Source organism: Paenibacillus sp. FSL R7-0179, from assembly GCF_038002265.1.
In the GTDB taxonomy this organism is placed as follows: Bacteria; Bacillota; Bacilli; order Paenibacillales; family Paenibacillaceae; genus Paenibacillus_AQ.
Genome location: NZ_JBBOCC010000002.1, coordinates 1,746,164 through 1,770,827 on the forward strand (window position 1 = coordinate 1,746,164; position 24,664 = coordinate 1,770,827).

At 52.5% G+C, this 24,664-nt stretch carries 18 protein-coding genes; 14 read left to right on the top strand and 4 right to left on the bottom strand.

What is annotated here, in order from left to right:
- The first annotated feature begins 78 nt into the window (after window positions 1–78).
- From MKX63_RS24000 to MKX63_RS24010, 3 genes are all read left to right on the top strand, one after another.
- Window positions 79–531 carry a MerR family transcriptional regulator gene (locus MKX63_RS24000; RefSeq protein WP_341020588.1) on the top strand — a complete coding sequence of 151 codons (453 nt, stop codon included), beginning with the start codon at window positions 79–81 and terminating at the stop codon, window positions 529–531.
- A 30-nt stretch (window positions 532–561) separates the two neighbouring features.
- The gene (locus tag MKX63_RS24005; RefSeq protein WP_341020590.1) at window positions 562–1,662 is read left to right on the top strand and encodes a glycerol dehydrogenase; all 1,101 of its coding nucleotides are present in this window, start codon (window positions 562–564) and stop codon (window positions 1,660–1,662) included.
- Between the two features lie 129 nt (window positions 1,663–1,791).
- Window positions 1,792–2,694 carry a divergent polysaccharide deacetylase family protein gene (locus MKX63_RS24010; RefSeq protein WP_341020592.1) on the top strand — a complete coding sequence of 301 codons (903 nt, stop codon included), beginning with the start codon at window positions 1,792–1,794 and terminating at the stop codon, window positions 2,692–2,694.
- Here the strand turns inward: MKX63_RS24010 and MKX63_RS24015 are convergent.
- Complete coding sequence (locus MKX63_RS24015; protein ID WP_341020594.1) at window positions 2,681–3,478, bottom strand: N-acetylmuramoyl-L-alanine amidase family protein; 798 nt, start codon at window positions 3,476–3,478, stop codon at window positions 2,681–2,683. The two genes, MKX63_RS24010 and MKX63_RS24015, sit on opposite strands and share 14 nt — an antisense overlap.
- Before the next feature lie 206 nt (window positions 3,479–3,684).
- Here MKX63_RS24015 and MKX63_RS24020 point away from each other — a divergent pair, with 206 nt between their 5' ends.
- Window positions 3,685–3,870 carry a YqzE family protein gene (locus MKX63_RS24020; RefSeq protein WP_341020595.1) on the top strand — a complete coding sequence of 62 codons (186 nt, stop codon included), beginning with the start codon at window positions 3,685–3,687 and terminating at the stop codon, window positions 3,868–3,870.
- Window positions 3,871–3,977: 107 nt separating this feature from the next.
- On the opposite strand, the gene MKX63_RS24025 is transcribed toward MKX63_RS24020, so the two are convergent.
- The 3 genes from MKX63_RS24025 to MKX63_RS24035 form a co-directional block, all read right to left on the bottom strand.
- Window positions 3,978–5,054, bottom strand: coding sequence for a hypothetical protein (locus MKX63_RS24025; RefSeq protein ID WP_341020597.1), 1,077 nt, complete (start codon window positions 5,052–5,054; stop codon window positions 3,978–3,980).
- Between the two features lie 152 nt (window positions 5,055–5,206).
- Entirely contained in the window at window positions 5,207–6,277 is a 1,071-nt protein-coding gene (locus MKX63_RS24030; protein ID WP_341023234.1) for a YqhG family protein, read from the bottom strand.
- Window positions 6,274–8,019 carry a DEAD/DEAH box helicase gene (locus MKX63_RS24035; RefSeq protein ID WP_341020600.1) on the bottom strand — a complete coding sequence of 582 codons (1,746 nt, stop codon included), beginning with the start codon at window positions 8,017–8,019 and terminating at the stop codon, window positions 6,274–6,276. The genes MKX63_RS24030 and MKX63_RS24035 overlap by 4 nt, the downstream gene beginning before the upstream one ends.
- A gap of 424 nt (window positions 8,020–8,443) precedes the next feature.
- Between MKX63_RS24035 and MKX63_RS24040 the strand changes: the two genes are divergently transcribed.
- The 10 genes from MKX63_RS24040 (at window position 8,444) to MKX63_RS24085 (ending at window position 24,661) form a co-directional block, all read left to right on the top strand.
- Complete coding sequence (locus MKX63_RS24040) at window positions 8,444–11,104, top strand: adenosylcobalamin-dependent ribonucleoside-diphosphate reductase (RefSeq protein WP_341020601.1); 2,661 nt, start codon at window positions 8,444–8,446, stop codon at window positions 11,102–11,104.
- A gap of 692 nt (window positions 11,105–11,796) precedes the next feature.
- A complete protein-coding gene (locus tag MKX63_RS24045) occupies window positions 11,797–12,573 on the top strand; it encodes an electron transfer flavoprotein subunit beta/FixA family protein (protein ID WP_341020602.1) in 777 nt (258 codons plus the stop codon).
- Window positions 12,574–12,585: 12 nt separating this feature from the next.
- Window positions 12,586–13,797 carry an electron transfer flavoprotein subunit alpha gene (locus MKX63_RS24050; RefSeq protein ID WP_341020603.1) on the top strand — a complete coding sequence of 404 codons (1,212 nt, stop codon included), beginning with the start codon at window positions 12,586–12,588 and terminating at the stop codon, window positions 13,795–13,797.
- A 26-nt stretch (window positions 13,798–13,823) separates the two neighbouring features.
- Window positions 13,824–14,069, top strand: a complete 246-nt coding sequence (locus tag MKX63_RS24055; RefSeq protein ID WP_341020605.1) for an acyl carrier protein — start codon at window positions 13,824–13,826, stop codon at window positions 14,067–14,069.
- A gap of 4 nt (window positions 14,070–14,073) precedes the next feature.
- Window positions 14,074–15,573 (top strand): AMP-binding protein, encoded by a 1,500-nt coding sequence (locus MKX63_RS24060; RefSeq protein ID WP_341020607.1) that lies wholly within the window; start codon window positions 14,074–14,076, stop codon window positions 15,571–15,573.
- 32 nt (window positions 15,574–15,605) lie between these two features.
- The gene (locus MKX63_RS24065) at window positions 15,606–16,637 is read left to right on the top strand and encodes a hypothetical protein (RefSeq protein WP_341020609.1); all 1,032 of its coding nucleotides are present in this window, start codon (window positions 15,606–15,608) and stop codon (window positions 16,635–16,637) included.
- Between the two features lie 11 nt (window positions 16,638–16,648).
- Complete coding sequence (locus MKX63_RS24070; protein WP_341020610.1) at window positions 16,649–18,469, top strand: KamA family radical SAM protein; 1,821 nt, start codon at window positions 16,649–16,651, stop codon at window positions 18,467–18,469.
- A 32-nt stretch (window positions 18,470–18,501) separates the two neighbouring features.
- Window positions 18,502–20,274, top strand: coding sequence for an asparagine synthase (glutamine-hydrolyzing) (asnB, locus tag MKX63_RS24075; protein WP_341020611.1), 1,773 nt, complete (start codon window positions 18,502–18,504; stop codon window positions 20,272–20,274).
- A 3-nt stretch (window positions 20,275–20,277) separates the two neighbouring features.
- Window positions 20,278–21,429, top strand: a complete 1,152-nt coding sequence (locus tag MKX63_RS24080; RefSeq protein ID WP_341020612.1) for an acyl-CoA dehydrogenase family protein — start codon at window positions 20,278–20,280, stop codon at window positions 21,427–21,429.
- Window positions 21,430–21,454: 25 nt separating this feature from the next.
- On the top strand, window positions 21,455–24,661 hold the full coding sequence (locus MKX63_RS24085) for a non-ribosomal peptide synthetase (RefSeq protein ID WP_341020613.1): 3,207 nt from the start codon (window positions 21,455–21,457) through the stop codon (window positions 24,659–24,661).
- Window positions 24,662–24,664: the final 3 nt, after the last annotated feature.

Consider the following 24,664-nt stretch of genomic DNA (forward strand, 5'->3'; position numbering starts at 1 on the left):
GTGTCATTGACTTGGAGCTGGCTCCAAGTCATATAATAGAACGAAGGCACGATTAGACCAGTGAAACGGAGTGATTCTATGAGTCTGGCGGAAACGGATCTTCAGCAGGGATATTCGATTAAGGAAACGGCGGAGCGGACTGGAATGTCCGGGGATACGATAAGATATTACGAGAAGATTGGGCTGCTGCCCCGGGCGAAGCGCAAGGGGAACAGCCACCGCATTTATAGCGATTCGGACCTGAGCCGGATGCAGCTGGTGACATGCCTCAAAAAAACGGGGATGTCGCTGGACGACATGCGGCCTTATCTTGATTTGTCTCTGGATGCGGACCTGTCTCAGTATCCCGAGCTGCAAGTGATGATCATGGAGCACAGGCAGAAGATTGTTGAGCAAATCGCATCGCTGCAGCAAATTGTAGATTTCATTGACGTCAAAATCGATCAGGGTAATCTGGGCCCGCAGACCTGCGAGCTGACCGGAGACCGCAAGCAGATGCCAAGCGGACGTAAAGCCAAAGCTAAAGTGTGAGGGATCAGGAGAAGCAGGAGGGATTCATTGATGCCGCAGATCATTTATTCACCGTCAAAATATATTCAGGGCAGCGGAGAGATTGCCAGACTGGGCAGTTACTGTCTACAAATGGGGGATAAAGGAGCGTATGCCATAGTTGATCCTTATATCCTTTCAAGGTATGGGCAAGAGATTAAGGATGGCTTCGCGGCCGAGCAGCTTCCCTTGATGCTGCGTGAATTCCAAGGGGAGTGCAGCCTGGAGCAGGTGGAGCAGATGGTAGCTGAGCTGGATAGGGGACAGGTGGGGACTATCGTAGGCATTGGCGGCGGCAAAACCCTGGATACAGCAAAGGCCGTCAGCCATTTCGCTAATCTGCCGGTGATGCTGGTGCCGACCGTCGCTTCGACAGATGCACCTTGCAGCGCCTTGGCTGTTCTGTACAGCGAATCGGGAGCGTTCGACCGGTATCTCCCGCTGCGCCGCAGCCCGGATCTGGTCGTTGCAGATGTGGCGATCATTGCAGGTGCTCCCGTAAGATTGCTGGCCGCCGGGATGGGCGACGCTTTATCCACCTATTATGAAGCCCGGGCTTGCAGCCGGTCGGGAGCAGTAACCAGCACCGGAGGGACCGGGTCGCTGGCGGCGCTCGCCCTGGCCCGTACCTGCCTGGATACGCTGCTTGCGGATGGGCAGCAGGCGCTTAAGGATGCAGGTGAGGGCCTTGTCACGGCTGCTGTTCATCACATCGTTGAAGCGAATATCTATCTCAGCGGGATCGGATTCGAGAGCGGAGGCTTGGCCGCCGCCCATGCTATTCATAACGGACTGACGCTGTTGGAAGAGTGCAAGCACGTGCTGCACGGGGAAAAGGTGGCTTTTGCTACACTGGTGCAGCTGATCCTGGAGGGTGCGGAAGAGACCGAGATTGCCAGAGTCGTGGAATTCTGCCGGATGGCTGGTCTGCCTGTGACCTTGGCGGCTATGGGATTGGCCGGTGTGGAGCAGGACCGGCTGCTGCTGGCTGCTGAGGCCAGCTGTAACCTGGAGAATAGTCCGATGAGCAATATGCCGTTTGCCGTAACACCGCAGCAGGTGCTGAAGGCGATGCTTGACGCTGACAAACGCGGAGCTGGAGGAGTGGCTTAGATGCTGACAGGCCGCCCGTGCCGTATACGCATCCCATTGTTAATAATTGCGTAAGCGCTCCGTACATATTTAACCTTCATGAGCCAAACAATGAGAACAATTGTTGAATCACGAAGGAGGTGTTCCATCTTGAAGATAAGCAATCACAGAGTGAAGCGTGTCCTTCTGTATCCTTTGGCCGCAGTGCTGATTATGTCGGCGGCGCTGATCCCACCGCATGGGGTGTCTGTTGCATTAGCAGACAAGACAGCTTCAGCATCCGCACCAGCAGACAGCAGCAGGGACAACGCATCGGGCAACCTGGCAACTGGGGAACAGCAGCAGGCACTCAGCCGTGTGGCGGTCATTATCGACGATTTCGGCAACAGCATGCGCGGGACAGAGGAAATGTTCAACCTGCCCGTCAAAATCACCGTCGCAGTCATGCCGTTCCTGCGCTCCAGTGAGCAGGATGCCCGGCGCGCCCATGAGCTGGGCTTCGATGTGCTGGTCCATCTGCCGATGGAGCCGCGCCAGGGCAAGCCGGAGTGGCTGGGGCCAGGGGCCGTGCTGACCAGTATGAATGATGCTGAGGTCCGGGGGCGGGTGGAGGCTGCACTCGATAATGTGCCTTACGCGATCGGCATCAACAATCATATGGGCTCCAAGGTGACCGGAGATGAACGGGTCATGGGTATCGTGCTTGCGGTCTGCAAGGAGCGCGGGCTATTCTTCGTAGACAGCCATACCAACTACCGTTCAGTTGCGGGACGGATGGCCCGTGAGCTGGGCATGCCGCCGGTGGAGAATCATATCTTCCTGGATGATGTGCATTCGGCAAGCCATGTAGCTAAGCAGATGAAGCTTGTGCAGGAGCGGGCCTTGAGCCAAAAGTTCTGCGTCACCATCGGTCATGTCGGCATCCAGGGCAAAGAGACCGCCGCGGGCATTCGCAGCGGCATTGCCGGAATGAAGGACAAGGTGCAATTCGTCGGCATCTCCGATCTGGTCCGCGAGGAATGGAAGTGGAATTCCCGGCTTACACTTCCATAAGGTAGGCAGCGATCCCGTTCGCAATGGCTTCGGCGATCTCTTCCTGGCCCTTCGGTGTACAGAGCTTCTCCCGGTCAGCCGGACTGCTGACAAATCCCGCCTCAACGATCACCGTTGTGGCGGTTATTTTGTTGAGCAGGTAGAAGGGCTTGCCCCGGACAGGATCATTCTTCATCCCGTAGAGCTGGTTGAGCTGATCCTGAATGGTCCGGGCCAGCAGGAAGCTGCGACCTTCCTGACGGTACAGGACGAGCGGACCATGCTTGGACGGAGATTTCGCCCAGTTAATATGGATACTGACCACGACATTGGCCGGAAGCGTCTCTGCCAGCTCCTTGCGCTGGGCCAGATCGCGCAAATGCCGGGATCTGCTGCGCAGCCACAGATTCTCATCGCTGGGCGCATAATCGCCGGTCCGGTTCAGGATCGTATCGAAGCCGTCCGCACGCAACAGGAGGAAGAGACGGCGTGAGATGGCGAGGGTGATGTCCTTCTCCAGAATGCTGCCATAAGAGGTTCCGCCGTCTATCCCTCCATGCCCGGCATCAATCAGAATGATCCGCTGGTCATGGCCGAGCATATGCTGGCGGTGTCCGGGAAGCTCCGCCTGCGGATTAGTACGGGGGGCAGCCGCATGGATTACTGCGGGGTTGCCTGCTGTTAGCATGAGCAGAACGCTTGCTGCGGCTATGATCTTTTGCAGCCGGTGCCGGGATCTCAGCGGGGCCTGCTCTTTTAAATGATGGGAATGTGTAGCGGTAAGGGACTCCAATGCTTTTCTCAAGTGAATAACCTCCTTGCCGGAATAATCAACTGTTACTTGTACTTAATGACGGTTTATACAGGTGTAGTCTTGTTAGATTGTGCCTTAACAGCCCAAATCATACGAACCTTCGGATTCCGGTTTAGAGATCTGAGGATTGGAGCACACTATAGGTATAAGATCAAGGGGCGGGAACCCGCCAAGCACTCACCTGGGAGGTGTACGAGATGGCATCCGGCGGAGATGATCTGGTGAAGTATATTACGGAGAAGGTAGTCGTCTACATTGAGAACCCTCGGGCTGTCCATGCCAGACGGAAGGCAGAGAAGCAGCCATGGGCGGAAAAATGGTTCGGCACGCTACCGCTCGCCTGGTCCGTGTGGCGCAGCAAATGGAGCCGTGGCGGGCGTTGAGTGTGAATCAGGTGCATAAGCAAACAGCCTTCCCAAGCGGTGCCGTACAGACGGCACTCGGGAAGGCTGTTTCAGTGTGGAGCAGGAATTCTGCCAGTGCCGCCAGTCTACCGGCTTGAACCGGGCAGAACAGCCGAGCCCAGCGTCGTTCCTCCGGGCAGCGGTACCGGCAGCTTGTGGAAGGTTCCGGCCTTCTGTAGAGCGGTAAGCGGGAGGTAGCGGATGCCGCCTGGACCGGAAGCGGCATAGACCACGGCTGCTTCGGTGCTTCCCTGGTCCCGGGAAGCGCCTGGCTTCAGCCAGCTCTGGCTGCCTGTAATCATGAATGGCGCGCCCAGCGTGTCGTTATGCCCCGAAGACTGGAAGGCGAGACTGCCCCGCTCCTGAAGCAGAGCGCTCAGGCTTGCTCCATTCAGCGTCTTCAGACTGGGTGCGGTCAGCCACAGGAGGTCGGCATACGGGTCATCCTCTCCGCCGCTCCGCAGAGCAGGCTGGGGAGTGCGTGCCTGGCCCGGACCGGAGGCCAGCATGGCTGAGTCATCCGGTGCAGCATTAAGAATAGGCTCAGCCTGGCTCTGACTCCAGGGCAGCAGCTCCAGAACGGCAGCATTCAGATACAGCGTTCTGTTATCCGTAGTGATTTTCCAGACAGGCAGCATTGGAGCATAGAGCGCTTTAACCCCGATGGCACCATAAGAATTAGAGGGTATCAGTCCTTGCTGCACCAGATACTGGCGCAGTTCAGTCATACTATAAGGGAGGCCATCGGTTCCGGCTCCGTATTCGCTAAGCAGATAGCCGCCCTGATCCGCAGCGGAGATAATGAGATAGCCGATCCGCTGTCCGCTGCTCATTACATTGACCAGCCAACTCCGTGTTCCCGGACCAAGAGGGTAGACCTCCGTGCCGGCATCCTTCCATTCCTTAAAAGGAGCATTCGCCGAGAGCTGATTCATCGTCTGCCGGGTGAAGGCCTTCAGCGTTTCCGGCGCTGGAATCGGCTTCATTTCAAGTCCCGGAAGAACCTCCTGCGTAACGGCCTGCATCACGGTCGTCCGGCTGGCTTGTGATGCTAGTGCCTGAGGAGAGGATGCGCTGGCAGCCAGCAGAGTCAGTCCAAGAATCAGACAGAGGAGCAGGCGGCCACGCCGCCGGGAGCTCTTTTGCCTCGCAGTGATATTCATAGGTTCAGTCACCTTTCCTGTTCTTGAGGGAATTTACGCTTCTTATTGTTCATTGTAGGGGACAAGCCCTGAAAAGGCTGTTGCTTGCTGTCGCGCCGGGCGGCGGGAGTTTCGCTGTTTTTTTGCCTGCTTTTAGCGGACGGGGTCACATTCTATGTGCTGCGCAGATGAAACAATCCGTAAGTGACGGCAGAAACTGCAATCTGCGGCTCATACTGCCACGAGGTCTCCTGGCGGCGGCGGTTGAACTGCTCCTCTACGGCGAGGCGCTTCTCCTCATCCTGCTCCTTGAGCAGTTCTGCGTAGTAGATGTCCACGATGCTAAGCTCCAGCTCCAGCCGTTCGCGGGCTTCTTCCGCCCAGGTGTAATCCAGCAGTGCCAGCTTCGAGGTCAGATATCCCTCCAGCCGGTCGGCCCCGTCCGTTATCCCCAGCTCGAACGGCTGGACATGAATGTTCTCCGGCAGCCGCGGCGTCAGCTCCTTGCCGGCCAGCCGGGCCTCGAAGTCCGGAACGATCAGCCCGGTGGTCAAAGAGACCGCGATGAAGTGCAGCTCCTCGCGCTTCAGGTCACAGCTCATCTCGACCTTGTAGCAGACCGCCAGCCACGGCTCGTAGGCGGCCGAGAACAGGGTGGTCCGCTGCCTGAGGCCAGGGTCCTCGAACAGCTGTAGGCACCGGCCTTCGTCCCGCGCCGCCGACCAGATCTGCCGCAGGCGCTTGCTGCCGTAGGTTACGTCCTCGCGGCGGATCATGCCCGGTCCGAGGCGCGGCAGCGCTGGGACGATGCCGAAGTACCGCGCGAGGATGCTGTCCTCCGGCGCAGCCGATACCCCGGGCGGCAGCGCCGCTCCCTGCGCCTGCGCTGCGCCAAGCGGCTCCGCAGCAGCTTCGGCATCCGCTGCCCCGGCCAGACCCGGCGGCGCTCCCGCCCCTGCCGGGCGGCTGGCCCCGCCGCGCGGGCGGGCCGCAGGCGCAGCGGCCTGCGCGGCCAGTTCATCGTACTTCTGCGGGTCGAAAACGAAGCTGAAGGACAGGGTCTCGGGATCTACGCCCGTGCGCTCCACGAAGCCCCAATAATAAGGGCGGTCCGTCAGCATCCGGTCCGCGCGCGGGGAGAGCTTCACCGTCACATGCAGCGGAGAGGATTCAAGAATGGTGCATTCGGTCGCTTCCAGATAATCCATGACCTGCTTGCGCACCTCTGTAGGCGTCAGCATCAGCCCAGCACCCCGCTATCATCCAGCCCCGCGTGGGTCAGCTCACTGAGCGAATCGCCGATCGAATCCAGCCCGCTGCGCAGCTCCTCGTCGCTGCCCGCTTCGAGCACGATTTTGTACAGGCTTTTCTCAAGCGAGCCCTTCTGCTCGAAGCGCTCCAGAATGACATCCAGCCCGCCGATGACCATCTCGAACATGTTGATTTTCTCATGCAGCAGGTGGAGGATATGCTCTTCAATCGTCCCTTCGGTGGAGAGGTTATAGATGACCACATCATTCTCCTGACCGAGCCGGTGGACCCGGCCGATCCGCTGCTCGACCCGCATCGGGTTCCACGGCAGATCGAAATTGATCATATGGTGGCAGAACTGCAGGTTGATCCCTTCGCCGCCGGCTTCGGTGGCAATCATCACCTGGGCGCGTCCGCGGAAGAGGTCCATCATCCAGTCTTTTTTGCCGCGGTTCATCCCGCCCGAGTACGTTACACATTGCAGTCCATGATCACGGAAATACTGAAGCAGATACTCCTGCGTGGCCCGGTATTCCGTGAAGACGATCACCTTCTCGTTCATATCGCGGATTAACTCCATCGTCTTCTCCGCCTTGGTATTCGTCTTGACCGTACGGATCGTCTGGAGCAGCCCCATCATCCGCTCACGCTTCGGCGAATCGGCAGGCAGCTTCTTGATCAGATTCACCAGCGTAACGAACACCGCATCCCGGCTGCTGCACACCTCGCGCTGAAGCGTGACCAGGGAGAGCATACTGCTGAGATTACCGCCTGCCTCCTGATACTGTTCTTTGACAAAAGCGGTCACGCCATCATACAGCGCCTTCTCCTCTGCGGAGAGGGTGAGGGGGATATTGCGCACCTTGCGCTTGGTGAAATTCACCGGGCCTTCGCCCCGGCGGTTGCGGATCATGACCTTGGACAGCTCGCCCCGGAGCTGAACCTCATTCTTGGGCTGACGCTTATCCACCACAAAATTGGCAGCAAAATCGCCCTGATTCCCGAGCTGACCCGGCTTGAGCAGCGTAATCAGATTGAACAGCTCGCCGAGATCGTTCTGCACGGGGGTGGCGGTGAGCAGCAGGCAATATTTTTTGCGGAGCTGCTGTACGAACTGATAATTGGTCGATTTCTTGTTCTTCAGCTTATGGGCTTCGTCGATAATCAGCATGTCATACTCCTGGCTCAGCAGCATTTCCTTATGCGGGTCACGCTTGGCTGTATCCATCGAGGCGACGACAATGTCATTGCCCCAGGAATAGGCTTTCTTTTGCGCTACGGCAGAGATTCCGAACTTCGTATTCAGCTCCCGCACCCATTGCAGGACAAGCGAGGCCGGCACCAGAATCAGAACTTTGCTCACCAGCCCGCGTACCAGATACTCCTTCAGCACAAGCCCCGCTTCGATGGTCTTGCCAAGTCCGACTTCATCGGCCAGAATCGCCCTTCCCGACATCTCGAACAGCACCTTGTGCGCCGTATCCAGCTGATGGGGAAGGGGAGACAGCCCGGACAGATGCTTCATACACTGCAGCTCATCGAAGCTGGTCACCAGCCCCGACTGCTCTCCCTGCACAGCAAGGCGGGATAAGCGCCAGTCGCCCCACGGCCCGCCTTTATCGAGTCTCGATTCCAGATCATGCAGCCAGTTACGCTCAAAAGATAGAGGAACAGGCAGCAGCGGCGCAGAAGTTACCTTCTCTTGGGGCAAGGAATTGCGGAATAATTGCGTCATGTTGCAGCCTCCTCCGTCGCAGTTTCATATCGAAATGCGTAGCAGTAGTATGCTCGTTTCAGAGAGATTTCATAACCAGAGGCGCATGGAATTCACAGAGGAACGCTGTAATCCGCCTTGAAAGCTTTCAGTTCCGGTGCCCTGCAAAAAAGCGAGAAAGAGGGAGGAAATGAGCCTTTCTTTTCCCAATTTTCCGTTATTCCTGCCTGGGGCTGCTTTTTCAAAAAAGACCTCTATCCACAACATGTGGTATAGTTTAAAAGTTAACGCACACCATATATTGTTACAAAAGCATGAAATTTAGCGGTATGCGGATTTAATCCGGCAGTTTGTTATTGACAAAAGGAGCTTTCGCCGGACAAGCAGGCTGCGGCTGCCTTGCCGCCGGAAGCATGAACTATTACATTCCCGGGAGGTTTTGGTATTGAGTACAGTGGAACACAACAAGCGTCTAGAGGGTCTGAGCGAGAAAATATTCCTGGACCGTTACGCCTGGAAGGACGCGGACAGCAATAATGCCAAGGTAGGCGATGTGGTGCTGGTCCTGACCAAGGATGATCCGAAGTTCCCGACCAAGGAGGTCGGTGAAATTGTGGAGCGCACAGGCCGGATCGTTACGGTCCGAACCCGCAGCGGCGAGCTGGTGCAGTCGGATGTCGAGAAGCTGACGCTGAACATTGAGAAGACACCGGAGGAGATGTGGGACCGTCTTGCGGCCGCGATGGCCTCAGTAGAGAAGACGCCCGAGCTTCAGGAGGAGTGGACAAGCCGTTTCCGCTCCATTCTGGATGACTGGAAGCTGGTTCCCGGGGGGCGGATTGCGGCTGGCGCCGGAGCAAGCGAAGAGCTTACGTTATTCAACTGCTATGTCATTCCCTCTCCAAAAGACAGCCGTGGCGGCATCATGGAGACCCTCTCCGAGATGACCGAGATTATGGCCCGCGGCGGCGGGGTTGGCATCAATCTGTCCTCGCTGCGTCCGCGCCGCGCTATTGTCCGTGGGGTGAACGGTTCCTCCAGCGGCTCTGTGTCCTGGGGCGGCCTCTTCAGCTACACTACCGGACTGATTGAACAGGGCGGCAGCCGCCGCGGCGCGCTGATGCTGATGATTAACGACTGGCACCCGGATGTGCTGGACTTCATTACTGTGAAGCAGACGATGGGCCAGGTGACGAACGCCAACCTGTCTGTATGCGTGAGCAACAGCTTCATGAAGGCCGTGAAGGAGGATCTGGACTGGGAGCTTGTCTTCCCCGACACGACTGACCCGGATTACGACACCCTGTGGGACGGCGATCTCGATAAATGGAAGGCCGACAATCGCCGCGTCATTCCTTACCGTACCGTCAAAGCGCGCGATATCTGGCAGACGATTATCGAATCGGCCTGGAAATCGGCAGAGCCGGGCGTTGTTTTCATGGAGTATTATAATCAGATGTCTAATAGCTGGTATTTCAATCGGATTATATGTACTAATCCTTGCGGTGAACAGGGCCTGCCCGGCTGGGGCGTGTGCAACCTGTCTGCCGTCAATCTTTCCAAGTTCTACGATGCCGAAAACCATGATGTGGACTGGGCAGATCTGGCGAGAACAACCCGGTATTCCGTCCGCTTCCTGGACAATGTTATCGATAAGACGCCGTATCATTTCCCGGAAAATGAAGCGAACCAGAAGCTCGAACGCCGCGTAGGCCTCGGCACCATGGGACTGGCTGAGCTGATGATTAAGCTGAATATCCGCTACGGAAGCCCCGAATCGCTGGAGTTCCTGGACAAGCTCTACGGCTTCATGGCCCGCGAGGCCTATTTGGCTTCGGCTGAGATTGCAGGAGAGAAGGGCTCGTTCCAGGCGTTTGACACCGACAAATATCTGCAGAGCGGCTTCATGCGGAATATTACTGAGGTCTATCCGGAGGTTGGCGAATCGATCCGCAAGCATGGCATGCGCAACGTGACTGTTATTACCCAGGCTCCTACAGGCAGCACTGGAACTATGGTCGGAACATCTACAGGCATCGAGCCGTATTTCGCCTTCAAATATTTCCGCCAGAGCCGTCTCGGCTATGACGAGCAGTTCGTGCCGATCGCCCAGGAATGGCTGGAAGCCCATCCGGGAGAGGAGCTGCCGGAATACTTCGTCACTTCGATGGACCTGTCCGCCAAGGATCATATCCGTGCACAGGCCGCCATCCAACGCTGGGTGGACAGCTCGATCTCCAAGACCGCGAACTGCCCGTCCGACTTCACGGTGGAAGAGACCGCCGAGCTGTATGAGATGGCCTTCGATCTGGGCTGTAAAGGCGTGACCATCTACCGCGATGGTAGCCGTGATGTGCAGGTACTGGAAACGGCGAAGAAGGAAGACAAGAAGGATGCTGGGGCAGAAGTTGAAACAGTGGAAAAAGAAGTCGAATCGGCAGCTCCGGCTACTGTGGCCGTAAAGCCAATGACTATGGAAGCTGCTCCGGGTCTACAGCCGGCGGCCAGCGGAGTGGACAAGCAATACAAGAAGCGCCCGCAGGTGCTGCGCGGAGCGACCTATAAGATCAACACGCCGTTCGGCATGGCGTATATCACGATCAATGACCTTGATGGCATCCCGGCCGAAATCTTCCTGAACGTGGGCAAGGCTGGCTCTGATGTCTTCGCCATGGCGGAAGCCCTGGGCCGCGTCTGCTCGCTGTTCCTGCGCTACGGCGACCACGGCGAGAAGGTCGGCCTGCTGATCAAGCACCTCAAGGGCATCGGCGGCTCTGGCGCTATCGGCTTCGGCGCGAACCGCGTCGAGTCCATCGCTGATGCGGTAGCCAAGGCCCTGGAGACCCATGTGCTGAACAATGCCGATGACGACCATATCCCAGCACCTATCGCGGCTACGCTGGAGCTTGATTTCAATGAGGCGCTGAGCGCTGAGCTGAAATCTACCGTTCCTGCGGCAGCCACCAACGATAACCACGGCGGTCATGACGCGCACAGCCACGCTACTGCTTCGCGGGATCTCTGCCCCTCCTGCGGCAGCGCCTCGCTGATTAATATTGAGGGGTGTAAGACTTGCGGGAATTGCGGGTATAGCCGGTGCGGTTGAGCCGAGGATAGAAGATTGTAACTAATACTGGCCCTCATCTTAATAACAAGGTGGGGGCTGTTTGACGTTCCAAAGAACATCAACCGCTTCCAAAAAGCTGTTGCTTTAAGCTTAAGTTTAAGGCGTACAATGATTTTAAGATTCTCTCTTATTGGCGGGATTCATGTAAATCGGAATAGATTATCTTACCGGAAATGGAGGTCTCGAGGTGAGTCAAAGACATTGGATTATTCAAGGAAAGAGCAGTAGTGGCGGAGACGGAGGCGCCGCTCGCTAACTTATTAAACGACCTGATAAGTGAATCTCCCTCTCCTTAACAGTCGCATGAACAACGCAGTTACCGTAGATGTTAATTTGACTCCAATAGGTCCACCTAGCAGTTAGATGGAAGCCCGGGTATGATTGATGACGATAGAATAAACTATGATGTGGCTGTCTTCAACGTAACCAAAAACCAACTTCATCCTCTGCTAAATACCTGCAAAATTAATCATACACCTTGTACTTTCAGCATGATCAACAATATAGTGAGGGATGTTTTGTGATAAAAAAGTGAAAATTTTTCAATCGACATTTAATGACAGATTTTGAATTTTATTAATGATAGGATTGATGATACAAAGTTTACTTAATTTGTTAATCTATCATTTGTGCTTATACATAAGACAAAACTTGAGTATGAGGAGGGCTAGATGAAAATCGTCGTATGCATCAAACAGGTACCGGATATTCATGCGAGTGCAGATAGTGAGTTTGACAGGGAGGCTTATCACCTTCTCAACAATCCCAATGACTTAAATGCATTAGAGGAAGCACTTCGTCTGAAGGAACAATATGGCGGACACATTACTTGCCTGTCCATGGGACCCCGGAAATGTGAGGAGCAATTAAGAGAACTGCTGGGGATGGGCGCAGATGAAGCGGTATTATTATCTTCACCACAGTTTGCCGGCTCTGACACCTATGCAACCTCCTGCATTCTTGCAGCGGGCATACAGAAGCTGGGCAGTTTCGGAATCGTTATTACAGGAGAACAATCCGTTGACGGGGAGACGGGGCAGGTAGGACCTGGCATTGCCGAGCTTCTTGGCATTCCGCATATCATCGGAGTAGAGAAAATTAACGCCCTTCATCCCCAATCGGTCCTTATTGAAAAAGCAGACGAAGAGTCCAGGCTGGTTGTTAAGCTGCCCACTCCTGCATTGTTAGCTGTAAGAAAAAGCTGCAATACTCCACGAATACCATCTATCCGGGGAAGAATAGCAGCTGCCCGGGCAGAAATAACGATATGGTCAGCTGAAGATCTGCCGCTGAATTCTGCTAATGTGGGTAAGTCAGGCTCGCCAACCCAAGTGCTTCATACCGTTAATTGTGAAAAAAATCACCAGCGAGTAAATTCCACGAAATTTTTTGATGAGTGTAATCCAAGTGAATTTATGGAGGTTGTATCTCATGTACTGCAATTGTGATGGGGATTTCATATGAAGATTATACAGTCCAAGTGCAGCTATTGTTTGAAGTGTAAGGCAGTCTGTTTGTTTGAGGCTGTTACTGTCAGCGATGGAAGGGTGATTATAGACGAATCTGTATGCTTTCAATGTGGTGTCTGTAAGGATACATGTCCCATGGAAGCAATCTTCAATGAGCAGGACGAACAAGATGCTGGGATGCAGACAAGCTCAGGGCAAGAATGTAAAGGCATCTGCCTGTATCTCGAATCCCGTGATGACAAACTATCCTTATCCGCTCTTCAAGTCATTGGAGCTGCGAGGCGGCTGCAGGCGCAAAGTGATCTGAAAATCTATGCCATTCTTATCGGTGAGCATACACATGAGCTTGCCAGCGAGTTCGCCCGGTATGGTGTGGACGAGCTATGGTTCGTGGAACAGCAAGGTATTGGCTATTACGCCGAGGATCTTCGCATTCAATGGATTGCTGAATTGTTAGGGATTATGAAGCCTGAAATTGTCTTGGCAGGAGGACTAAGGCATGCGCGTTCCATCATGGCCGGCGTTGCGGCAAGACTGCATACCGGATTGTGTGCCGATTGTATTGATGTTCATCTCGATAGCGTGCAGGGTACGCTGGTGGCAACGAGAACAGCATTTGGCGGTTCGGTAATGGCGAGTATTCATATGCCACAGCACAGACCGCAAATGGCGACTTTGAAAGAAGGTGCTTTTGAGCCAGCGGAGCAGATCGAAGGCTTCTGCGGACAACTGAAGAATTGGTCTGGTCATATATCTACTTCTCAGTCGTTCTATGAAGTATTGGAGGTTCGGAAGATTGAGCGTTGGTTAAGCGACTTTACAGACTCGGATGTTATTGTGGCCGTAGGCCGCGGGATCGGCAAGGCTGAGAATCTCCCGATAATTCTGTCGCTGGCGGAAGCGCTTGGCGCCAAGGTCGGGGCGACCCGGGCTGTTGTCGAAGCCGGCTGGCTGGATGTATCGCATCAGATTGGACAGTCCGGTAAAGTGGTTAAACCACGTGTCTACATTGCCTGCGGAATCTCCGGCGCCCTGCAGCACATCGTAGGGATGGAGAAGTCCGCAACTGTAATCGCAATCAATACTGACCGCAACGCTCCTATTTTTCAATATGCTTCTTATGGATTTGTAGGAGAGTTAGAGAAGATTATTCCAAGGATTACGGAGTATGTGAAGGGGAAAAGCTTGACACTTAAATCTTAAAAACCTATCTGGAGGATGGTGTAACCATGAATAACGTATTACTGGAAGATGTTTCGGCTTATATTCAAAAGATCACAAATGAGGATATACAGGACCGCTCTGCGAATCTGTTTGAGCTTGGCCTGCTAACTTCCCTGGATGTGCTAGATATCATTTCCTATCTGGAAAACAATTTTGGCATTGAACTGTCGGATGAGGACGTGGATATGCATCATTTTGGTACGATTGATGGTCTGGTTAGCCTTGTCGAAAGAAAGACCAAGGAGCAGTAACGGGATGTTCATCCATGAGGCCCTCACTAAGACGGCGGAAGAAACTCCGGACAAGCCGGGCTTCTATGCGGCTGAACGGCACTACACCTATCGTGAAGTGGAGGAGGCATCAAATCGGGTTGCCCGTTTCCTGGTGTCTATGGGTGTGGAAAAAGGAGACCGGGTCGGTATCTTCTCAACAAAATGTGTTGAAGAAGTGCTAGTAATCTTTGGTGCGATGAAGGCTGGAGTTGTATTTGTTCATCTTAATCCGCATTTCAAGGAGGAGCAATTGGCGCATATCATCCGGGATTGCGGGATGAAGCTGCTCTTTCTGCATGAATCCAAGAAGGGTATATGGAATAAGTCGGATTTAAAAAGCGGGGAGCCTGCGGAGGTTGTCCCCATCTTCTCGGACCCGTTAACGCCTGGAGGCTTCCATGACATTATTGAAGGACTGCCAGACCACTTCACGCCAGTAAGCGGGATTAGCCGTGAGGACCCGGCTGCCATCATTTATACCTCAGGTTCTACAGGAAAGCCGAAAGGAATCATTGTCACACATGGCATCTTCCTTGACTCTACCGTTACTTCGGCACAGGTACTGGAGAATCATTCAGAGGACCGGATTATCAGTGTATCCCCCTTTTCCTTCGACGGAGCGTTAAGCCAGCTATTCACTTCCGTTTACGTGGGGGCAACACTTGTACTTCAGGAATCGCTGTTTCCTCAAGATATTGTAAACACGATGTTGAACCAGCGCATCACAGGTTTTCATGCGGTCCCATCATTCTGGCGGATGCTCCTTCAACGCCATTCTCCTTTCTCCAGGAATCAATATCCGCATTTGCGGTATGTGTCAATTATCGGGGAAGTGTTCCCTCATGATGATTTAATGCGGCTCAGACAGATTCTGAGCAATACCAGATTCTATATGATGTATGGAACGACCGAGGCGTTCCGTTCTACCTGCCTGCCGCCGGAAGATTTCGAGCGCAAACCCTCGTCTATCGGCAAACCGCTGCCTGGAGTAACGATAAGAATCTTAGATGAGCAGGGAGAAGATTGCGCCCCGGGCGAAGTGGGTGAAATCGTTCATGAAGGGGCGTTCATTTCGCCTGGCTACTGGAACAATCCAGAGCAGAATGAACGCCGCTTTCGCGGCCGGGCGCTTTATACCGGTGATTTGGCAAAGCGTGACGGGGACGGATATCTGTATTTTGCAGGCCGTAAGGATATGATGCTAAAGTCAATGGGGTTTCGCATCAGTCCCGAAGAGATTGAGGAAGTACTGCTCCGTATGGATGGGATTGAAGAGGTGGCTGTTACTGGGATTTGGGTTGAGGAATCCGGCGAGCGGATCAAGGCGCTTATCATAAGCGGCAATCAATGCATGTTAAGTAAGGAAGCAGTCATTCAGTATAGCAGGCAGCATCTTCCGCATTATATGGTGCCTCACTCCATTGAATTCGTGAGTGAGCTGCCAAGAACCGCTACTTTCAAGATTAACCGGTCTGAGTTATGAGGACTGGCATACAGGTAAGGGAGGGCTATTACATGAAACGCTGTGTGAGATGTATATTACCTGAGACATTCCCGGAGATTCATTTTGATTCCGAGGGCGTGTGTCACTATTGCCAGGAGGCCGAAGGACAAATCCTCTTTTCAGCGGGAGAGCATATACAAGAAAAGCTGGAGAACATCATTCAGGTCAGCAAAGCACTGGAGGGCAGCAGCTATGATGCTCTCGTGGCTTACAGTGGCGGTAAGGACAGCACCTATTTAATTAAACTCCTGCAAGAACGTTATCAGCTTTCCATACTGGCCGTTACATTCGACAACGGCTTTATGTCAGAGACTTCCTTCCAGAATATGCGCACAGTACTGAATACACTGAATGTAGATCATCTGATCGTAAAGCCGGGACAAGGCTCCTTAAATCAGATGTTCGCCGAAAGCTGCGTCCCTCATATCTACCCCGATCATCTCACCAAGTTCGGAAGCGGAATCTGCATCTCTTGTATCCGTATGGTATCGACAATGGCGTTGAGAGTAGCTATTGAGAAGCACATTCCCATGGTCATGCTGGGCAACAGCCCGGGGCAATTGATCCAGTCTGAGAGTGAACTGATTTATCAGGACAACAAGATTCCTTTCGGGCTGCGGAAAAACCTGTTCAAGCCTCTGGTCGAGCAGATCGGGAATGACAGCTTGTATGACCTGCTCATGCTGACTCCGGCAGAGTATAAGACGAAGCCATTTCCTTATGTGATCAATATCTTTCCGATCATCGGATATGACGAGAACGTGATCTATCAGGAGATCAGAGCATTAGGATGGAGAAAGCCAACGGATGTCGACCCGAATTCGACGAACTGTAAGCTCAATTCACTGGGAATCAAAAAGCATTGTGAGACATATCACTTCCATCCTTACGATTTTGAGATGAGCATGCTGGTCAGGCAGGGAATCATCAGCCGCGAAGAAGCATTGCAGCGGGTGCAGGACCCGGACCGCAAGTCGGATGAGCTTGCCGCAGAGGTAGAGGAAGCGCTGGCAGACCTGTTGCAAAAATCCGTACAAAGGTGAGTGGAACGGCTATGGCTTCAAGAGAGAAAATATCGGAATTACTGGATGCCAATCCGGAGATTTTGCGCATATTCGTACTCAGCCCGACAGTCTCAGCTGCCAGAGAACAGCTCTATTCCTATCTCAGCCAGTGTGAAATGGCCATTATGGATGCGAATTGCCAGCTACATCCTCTGGAGAAGAAGAATACACGCGACTGCATCCATGTATTCCGGACAATTATTTCATTGAGCAGTGAAAAGAAGAGCGGCCACAGCTGCCTTACGGTGCTATACCACCTGGCAACAACGCATTGGCGGGAACGCGAGTGGCCGGAGATCAGCGATGCCTTCCTGGAGGATATTATGCATCTGTATAAGGGGGTCATCGGATTATCCGGCATTTATTCCAAATCCGGCATATGTATCCGCGAGGTGCCTGAATTTATCCATCTGCAGGGCCGGGAGGCAGCGATTGTACGCTCTCATTACCTGAATGGCAAGACGGATGAGTACCAGTATATTAAGAAGAAGAATGGGTACCGTTCGGGACTGGAGCCGGATATTATCGGCAGACGAAACGAGACAAGAGACCTTATTTTACAGCAGTTGGACGGTTCACTGGAGGACTGGAACGAATACAAATGGCATCTGAGAAAAATCTACAGGAAAAGCGGCGATATTCAGTCGGTCATAGCCTTATCAGACGAGGAGGACCATGGCATCCGCGAAGCTACCGAGCATGGCCTGGCTTTTGGGATTACCCCTTTCTATCTGTCTCTGATGGATCGTGAGCGTATATCCGGCGGAAGCGATTCATGTCTGCGGGCACAGGTAATCCCGAGCAGTAATTATGTTCACAAGATGCTGGATGAAACAACCGGTTCAAGGGAAGCCCTTGATTTCATGCGGGAAGCTGATACTTCGCCGGAAGAGCATATTACCCGAAGATATCCCAAGGTGGCCATCATAAAGCCGTTTCTGTGGTGTCCGCAAATCTGTGTGTATTGTCAGCGGAACTGGGAACTCTCCGATGATTATCAGGATATTGCCGACCCCCTGCCAGCCGATTTGAAGGGCTCAATGGAATGGTTCAAGAGCAATACCGGTATCAATGAGGTTCTCATTACCGGAGGAGATCCGTTAACGCTTGGAAATACAAAGCTGCAGTCGATTTTGTCGAGCTTCCGGGAGATGGAGCATATCCGGCGAATCCGGATTGGCACGCGGACCCTCGTGACCATGCCGATGAGAATCGACGATGAGCTGCTTGCTATACTGGAACGTTACCATAACCCTCCCCACCAGACGATTACAATCATTACCCATGTCGAACATGCCTATGAGATCTCCTGGGAGATGGCAGAAGCCGTCGGGAAGCTGAAGCGAATTGGTATTGATGTCCTCAATCAGCAGGTCTATACGCTCTATAACAGCAGAAGATTTGAGACATGTTTCTTGCGGGAGAGCCTGAAGAGCATCGGAATCACGCCGTATTATCTGTTTAATCTGAAGGGGAAAGAGGAGACAGAGGATTACAAAGTACCGATCGCCCGCTTGCTGCAGGAGCAGAAAGAGGAAGCGCGGCTCATGCCCGGAACCGTACGCACCGACAAGCCTGTGTTTAATATCCCTTCACTCGGAAAAAACGAGCTGAATTCATGGCAGGATCATGATGTGATTATGATTCACAGCGATGGCAGCAGAATTTATGAGTTCTATCCATGGGAGAAATACATGGCCCCTGTCAATACCTACATATACAAAGACAAGCCCATTGCCGATTACTTGGCTGAGCTTGAGCAGATGGGTGAGGATTCTCGCGATTACGATACGATTTGGTATTACTACTAAGCTGCCTTTAGCGGCTTCGGAAGGAGTGCACCATGTGCGGGATTTGCGGAATCTATAATTTGAACAGGGAGCAACCTGTCTCGCAAGACGTACTGACAAACATTAATAATGTAATGTTCCACCGGGGGCCTGACGGCTGCGGAACCCATATTGACGGCCATGTGGGGCTTGGTCACCGCAGGCTATCCATCATAGATCTGAGCCTCGGACAACAGCCGATGTGCAATGAAGATAACACAGTCTGGATTACCTATAACGGTGAAATATTCAATTATAAGGCACTCAAGGTGGAACTTCAGCAAAAGGGGCATCGCTTTCGTTCGGATTGTGATACAGAAGTCATTATCCATGGTTATGAGGAATATGGAACCGGGTGGATTGAGAAGTGCAACGGTATGTTCGCTTTTGGCTTGTGGGACCCCTCTAGAGGTACCTTGCTTCTTGCCCGTGACCGTATGGGAGTGAAGCCGCTTTATTACTATATGGACGATCACTGTTTTGTATTTGCTTCAGAGATCAAAGCGATTCTACAACATCCTGACGTACCTGTTCAGCTTGAACCCGGATCTATTCCCGAATATTTGTTCAGTACTGCAATTCTGGATGAGCGAACTATGTTCCGCAACATATACGCTGTTCCTCCCGGACACACACTGACCTTAATCAACGGTGAAATGCGGCTTGCCCCTTACTGGGAGCTGAATCTGGATTCGGATCATTCCCCGGGCTCCCTGGAACAGTGGAAGGACGAATTCGTGGACCTGTTGACGGAATCGGTACAAATGAGGTTGATGAGTGATGTGCCTTTCGGCTCTTTACTGAGCGGAGGTTTAGATTCCAGCCTGCTGACGGCGATGGCTTCTGCCGCTTCACCTTCCCGCCTCAACACGTTTTCGATTGAATTCACCAATAATGTAAAGATGAATTTCCAAAACAGCGATACATACTATGCCCGCCTGCTCGCAGAACGCCTGCCGACGACTCATCACGAATATGTACTCGATCCCTCTGAATATTCAGGGATCATGGAGAAGGTCACCTGGCATATGGAGAAGCCGGTTGAATTGACAACACCGTCCCTGTACCTGCTGTATCAGAAGGTAAAGGCAGAAGCCACAGTTGTCATTTCCGGGGAAGGCGCAGATGAGCTGTTCGGAGGGTATTTCTTCTTTTTGCAAGAGCAATCAATCGGCCGGATGAACCAGTTTCCGTGGTCCCCATATTATGAAGAGGTTTCCGGTCTGTTGGACCCAGCGATGGAGACATCCACTCATTACAGGCAACGTCTGAGTCTCGCGATCAACCGGATGATGAACCAATTCAGTACAGGTGACACCATCAACAAAGTGCTTTATATGTTCCTGAAGGTCTATTTGCTCGAAATGCTGGAACGGCAGGACAAAATGAGTATGGCATCCAGTGTAGAGGTAAGGGTGCCGTTTCTGGATTATCGGATCGTCGAACAGATAGCGCGTCTGCCCTCCCATCTGAAAATCCAAGACGGTACAGAGAAATGGTTCTTGAAAGAAGTAAGCAAGGCCTTTCTCCCGGATGAGATCGTTAGCAGGAAGAAGAAGCCTTTTCCTTTTCCCGTTGATCCCAAATCTCTCTTCCAGCAAAGAAATATGGCGCTTGAGCTGATGCATTCAGGTAATTCGAAAATTGCGGCTTATTTTGACCGGAAGAAGGTCAGCGATTTTTTGAACAAAACCGGAGATTACACGAAGCTTGATAATCTGGCCATCTTCCGAACGGCTCATGCACTAATCGCTTTGGAGCTATGGCACAAGACATTTGGAGTGTGAGATATGGACGATTCACAGTTACGTCAGATTGTTCTTGAATCCACAGATGCTTTTATAACAGAATTTGTTGCGCCGATTGCCCAGGAGATTGATGAAAGTGAACGTTTCCCTCTGGAGAATTTGAAGGAGATGGGTCGAATCGGACTTACAGGCATTCCTTTTCCGCAGAACTATGAAGGATTGGGGCTTGATTACAGCGTTTATCTTACAGTGATCCGCAGGATAGCCGGTATCTGCGCTTCCACAGCGATGACGCTTGTCTCGCATAGTACATTAAGCTGTACACCTATTCAGGCGTTCGGAACGGAGGAGCAGAAACAGACGTTCCTCAGACAGATGATTTTGGGTGAGAAGGTAGGCGCATTTGCCTTGACGGAGCCCGGCAGCGGCTCGGACATGGCATCCATGATGACCACAGCAGTGGAAAAGGACGATTATTACGAAATTACCGGCAGCAAAGCCTTTATCACCAATGCCAATGTGGCTGACTATTATATTGTCGCCGCCAAAACCGCGCCCGATAAGAAAGCGCTCGGCATTAGCCTATTCATCCTGGAAAAGGACATGCCAGGTGCTTCCACAGGTGTAAAGAAGGAAAGAAAGCTGGGGATGAGGGGCTCAGATACGGGCTCGTTAACTTTTGATCATGTGAGGGTACCAAAGACTCATTTAATTGGAAAAAGGAATTTCGGCTTAAAAATCTTGCATCATACTTTGGTATCTGCCCGGTTGGGGATGGCTGCCATTGCTCTCGGGATTGCCGAGGAAGCCCGTAAGCAGTGCCTGGAATATGTCAGGCAGCGGAAGCAATTCGACCAATATCTGTTCCAGTTCCAGGCTATTCAGGGCATGCTCGCTGATATGGAAATGGGAATCAACGCTTCCATGCTGCTGCTGGAGAAGGCTGTCCGCTTGAAGGAAGAGGGTAAGCCATACACCAAAGAAGCTTCTGAGGCTAAGCTGTTCGCCTCGGAAACGGCAAACCGGGTAACCAAAAATACGGTACAGATCTTCGGCGGATACGGATACTCAAGGGACTTGCCTTTGGAAAGGTTCTATAGAGATGCTAAGCTAACCGAAATCGGAGATGGGACCTCAGAAATTCAGCGGATGATCATTGTTGAGGAACTTATGAGAAAAGAGAGCCGTGCCTGAATTCAGGAGAAGGGAATGAATTGTAATGACTCTGGAGAAACGAAAGTACTCTTTGCCTGCCATAACTGAGAAAGCCGCTTCAGCACCGCTGTCCTTTCAGCAAGAACGGTTATTTTTCTTATCGCAGCTGATGCCGGACAGCCCGGTTTGGAATCGGGTATCCGTACGTAAATATTCCGGAACCCTGGAAGTCTCGACGATACGCAAGGCTGTGGCAGAACTGGCTAGAAGGCACAGTGTGCTGCGATGCATAGTTAAACGGCAACAAGGCGAACTCTGTCAATATTTCACAAGGGATGTCTCAGAGTTGTTTATTTATACAGACTTGACTGCTGGAGAAGGTCGGGAGGTCGGGATACAGCAGTTGCTGTCCGATGCCTGGCGGATACCTATTCAGCTTAGCGGAAGCGATCCGCTGTTCCAGGCAAATCTGGTACAGACTGCCGGGCAAGAATTTTACATCGTGTTAAAGCTGCATCATATCATTTCGGATGCGACAACCTTTGAACTCCTGTGGCGTGATCTAAAGCATATCTATAACGCCTTACTTGATCCTGCGGCAACGGACTTACCGGAGTTGAAGCTCGATTATGGTAACTATGTAAAGTGGCAACGCAAAGCTTTCTCCGAGGAACACACGAGGGAACAGGAGCGTTATTGGCTGGAGGAATTCAAGGGAGAATTGCCCATTCTGGACCTGCCCACGGACTTGCCGGCACCTGCACAGGTCAGCTTTAAGGGGGCGTTGACAGGGGTGATTCTGCCGGAAGAACTACTGAAGCCACTGCGCGCTCTATGCTTGAATAATAAGGCGATCCTCTTCTCTGGACTGCTATCCGTCTATTATATACTTCTTCATAAGCTGGCCCGGCAGGAGGAAGTTGTTGTCGGAACGGTGTTTAACGGACGGCATTACGGCTCTCAATTAAGCCAGATGGCCGGGTTCTTTGTCAATACTGTAGCTATTCGCCTTAATGTAGATGAAGAACAGTCTTTTGCAGACCTGCTGAAGAGGGTTCAAGGTAAGGTGAACGATGCCTATTATATGCAGGATTTTCCGTTTGAGCGGCTTGTACAAGCCATTAACCCGGACCGGTTGAACAGCCGCAATCCGTTGTACCGCGCCATGTTCAATATGGTGGTAAGCGGGAAGGATAGATTAGACTTTGCGGGTATGGAGGAATCGGCTGTAGATTCGGAAGGTGAATCCGCGCAGACCGATCTGTTGTTTGATGTAAGGCAGGATGGGGAGCAAACAGCCCTTTGGGCAGAATACAATACCGATCTTTTCCGCAAAGAGACGATTATGCATTTTCTGGATATGTACAAGCATCTGTTGAGCCAGATTGTGACCAGCCCGGAGATATTGCTGAAGGATCTGACACTGATTAATGACGCGGAGAAGGAAATAATCCTTCAATCGTTTAACGCCACCTCCACCGGAGATGCGGCGGACAAGTGTATCCATGAGCTGTTTGGGGAAAGGGTGCAGGAAAAGCCTGAGCGTACGGCACTCCTATTCCGAGACCAAAAACTTACTTACCGCGGGATGAACGGGCTTGTCAACCGGCTTGCACTGCATTTGCGCCGTTCGGGTGTTCATGCTGAAAGCATCGTAGCTATTATTGCCGAGCGAAGCCTGGAAATGGTTATTGGGATTTACGCCATTTTGAAAGCGGGTGGAGCGGTGCTGCCTATCGATCCCCTCACGCCGAAGGAGAGAGCCCTGTATATGCTGGAGGACAGCGGTGCAAGCCATGTTCTGCTTCATAAGCCGGAATTCTCGGAGCTTGTGGGCGAGGGGATAAGGATTCATCCGATTGGCGATTTATCGGTATATGCGGATACGGATGAAAGCACTGAGATCGGCTGGGTTAACCAGCCTGAGGATCTGGCCTATATCATCTATACCTCAGGTTCAACCGGCAAACCGAAGGGCGTGATGCTGGAGCACCGCTCTATTGTGAATACCCTGTTATATTTACAGCAAACTTATCCGCTTGAAGCCGGAGACACACATCTTTTCAAAACCACATATACGTTCGATGTGTCGATTGCGGAGCTGTTCGGCTGGTTCTTCGCAGGGGGCAGGCTGGCGATTCTTGAACCAGGGCTGGAACGTGACCCGGGAGGTATTCTGGATGCATTTGGAGCACATAAGATTACTCATGTCAATTTCTCCCCTTCCATGCTGGCAACCTTTCTGGAAGCGACTGAACGCAGAGCCGGTACGGAGTGGGAACAGGTCAAATACGTTTTTTCTGTTGGAGAAGCGCTTAAACCTTATGTGGTAAAGAGATTTTTTGAACGGGTGGAAGGCACGCAGCTGGAGAATATGTACGGGCCGACGGAAACGACCATCTATGCGGTTATTTATTCAGCACGCACAGAGGATGCTGCTGCAAGTATTCCTATTGGTAAACCTATCTCCAACATGAGAGTCTACATCGTGGACAAGCATATGCAGCTTCTGCCTCCAGGGGTTGCGGGAGAACTGTATCTAGCCGGCCGGGGAGTTGGCCGCGGTTACCTGAAGCAATATGAACTGACTATGGAAAAATTCGTGGAAGACCCATTTTTCCCTGGTGAACGAATGTATAAAACCGGAGATTTGGCCCGTTGGCGGAGTAACGGGATTCTTGAATATTTAGGACGGATGGATCAGCAGGTGAAGGTACGGGGCTTTCGCATTGAACCTGGTGAAGTTGAGCAGACGCTACTGATGCATCCGGCGGTTAAAAGGGCCATCGTGGTTGTAAAAGAGGATGAGGACGATCAAAAACGGCTGGTCGCTTATCTTGTCATGCAGCCGGACGGGCACGAGGATAACTGGGCAGGCTTCTTAAGTCGATGGCTGCCATCCTATATGATTCCTACAGCGTTCGTACAGTTGGACGAAATCCCGCTGAATGCAAACGGCAAGGTAGATATAAGAGCGCTGCCGGCTCCAGGTCTGGCAGTCATAGCTAATCCTCAGAAAAGTGATATTCCGCTAACCTACGTGGAGAGCAAACTGATTGAAATTACTGAAGCGGTACTCCATATCGAGGGCATCCGGATTACAGATAATTTCTTTGAACTGGGCGGGAACTCCCTGCTGACGATTCGTTTTGTAACCGAAATTGAGGAAGCCTTTGGCATCAGCGTCTCACTGCTGGATTTTTTTGATCTGCCGGTTTTGTCTGACCTTGCCAAGATCATCGAACCTTTATTTCAAGCCTCGGTGGTATAGAAG

Bases quoted from the DNA above. Each gene is read 5' to 3' on its own strand.
- MKX63_RS24045 (WP_341020602.1), top strand. From the start codon at position 11,797: ATGAAAATCGTCGTATGCATCAAACAGGTACCGGATATTCATGCGAGT.
- asnB (WP_341020611.1), top strand. From the start codon at position 18,502: ATGTGCGGGATTTGCGGAATCTATAATTTGAACAGGGAGCAACCTGTC.
- MKX63_RS24080 (WP_341020612.1), top strand. From the start codon at position 20,278: ATGGACGATTCACAGTTACGTCAGATTGTTCTTGAATCCACAGATGCT.
- MKX63_RS24060 (WP_341020607.1), top strand. From the start codon at position 14,074: ATGTTCATCCATGAGGCCCTCACTAAGACGGCGGAAGAAACTCCGGAC.
- MKX63_RS24065 (WP_341020609.1), top strand. From the start codon at position 15,606: ATGAAACGCTGTGTGAGATGTATATTACCTGAGACATTCCCGGAGATT.
- MKX63_RS24070 (WP_341020610.1), top strand. From the start codon at position 16,649: ATGGCTTCAAGAGAGAAAATATCGGAATTACTGGATGCCAATCCGGAG.
- MKX63_RS24085 (WP_341020613.1), top strand. From the start codon at position 21,455: ATGACTCTGGAGAAACGAAAGTACTCTTTGCCTGCCATAACTGAGAAA.
- MKX63_RS24025 (WP_341020597.1), bottom strand. From the start codon at position 5,054: ATGAATATCACTGCGAGGCAAAAGAGCTCCCGGCGGCGTGGCCGCCTG.
- MKX63_RS24020 (WP_341020595.1), top strand. From the start codon at position 3,685: ATGGCATCCGGCGGAGATGATCTGGTGAAGTATATTACGGAGAAGGTA.
- MKX63_RS24055 (WP_341020605.1), top strand. From the start codon at position 13,824: ATGAATAACGTATTACTGGAAGATGTTTCGGCTTATATTCAAAAGATC.
- MKX63_RS24005 (WP_341020590.1), top strand. From the start codon at position 562: ATGCCGCAGATCATTTATTCACCGTCAAAATATATTCAGGGCAGCGGA.
- MKX63_RS24035 (WP_341020600.1), bottom strand. From the start codon at position 8,019: ATGACGCAATTATTCCGCAATTCCTTGCCCCAAGAGAAGGTAACTTCT.
- MKX63_RS24000 (WP_341020588.1), top strand. From the start codon at position 79: ATGAGTCTGGCGGAAACGGATCTTCAGCAGGGATATTCGATTAAGGAA.
- MKX63_RS24050 (WP_341020603.1), top strand. From the start codon at position 12,586: ATGAAGATTATACAGTCCAAGTGCAGCTATTGTTTGAAGTGTAAGGCA.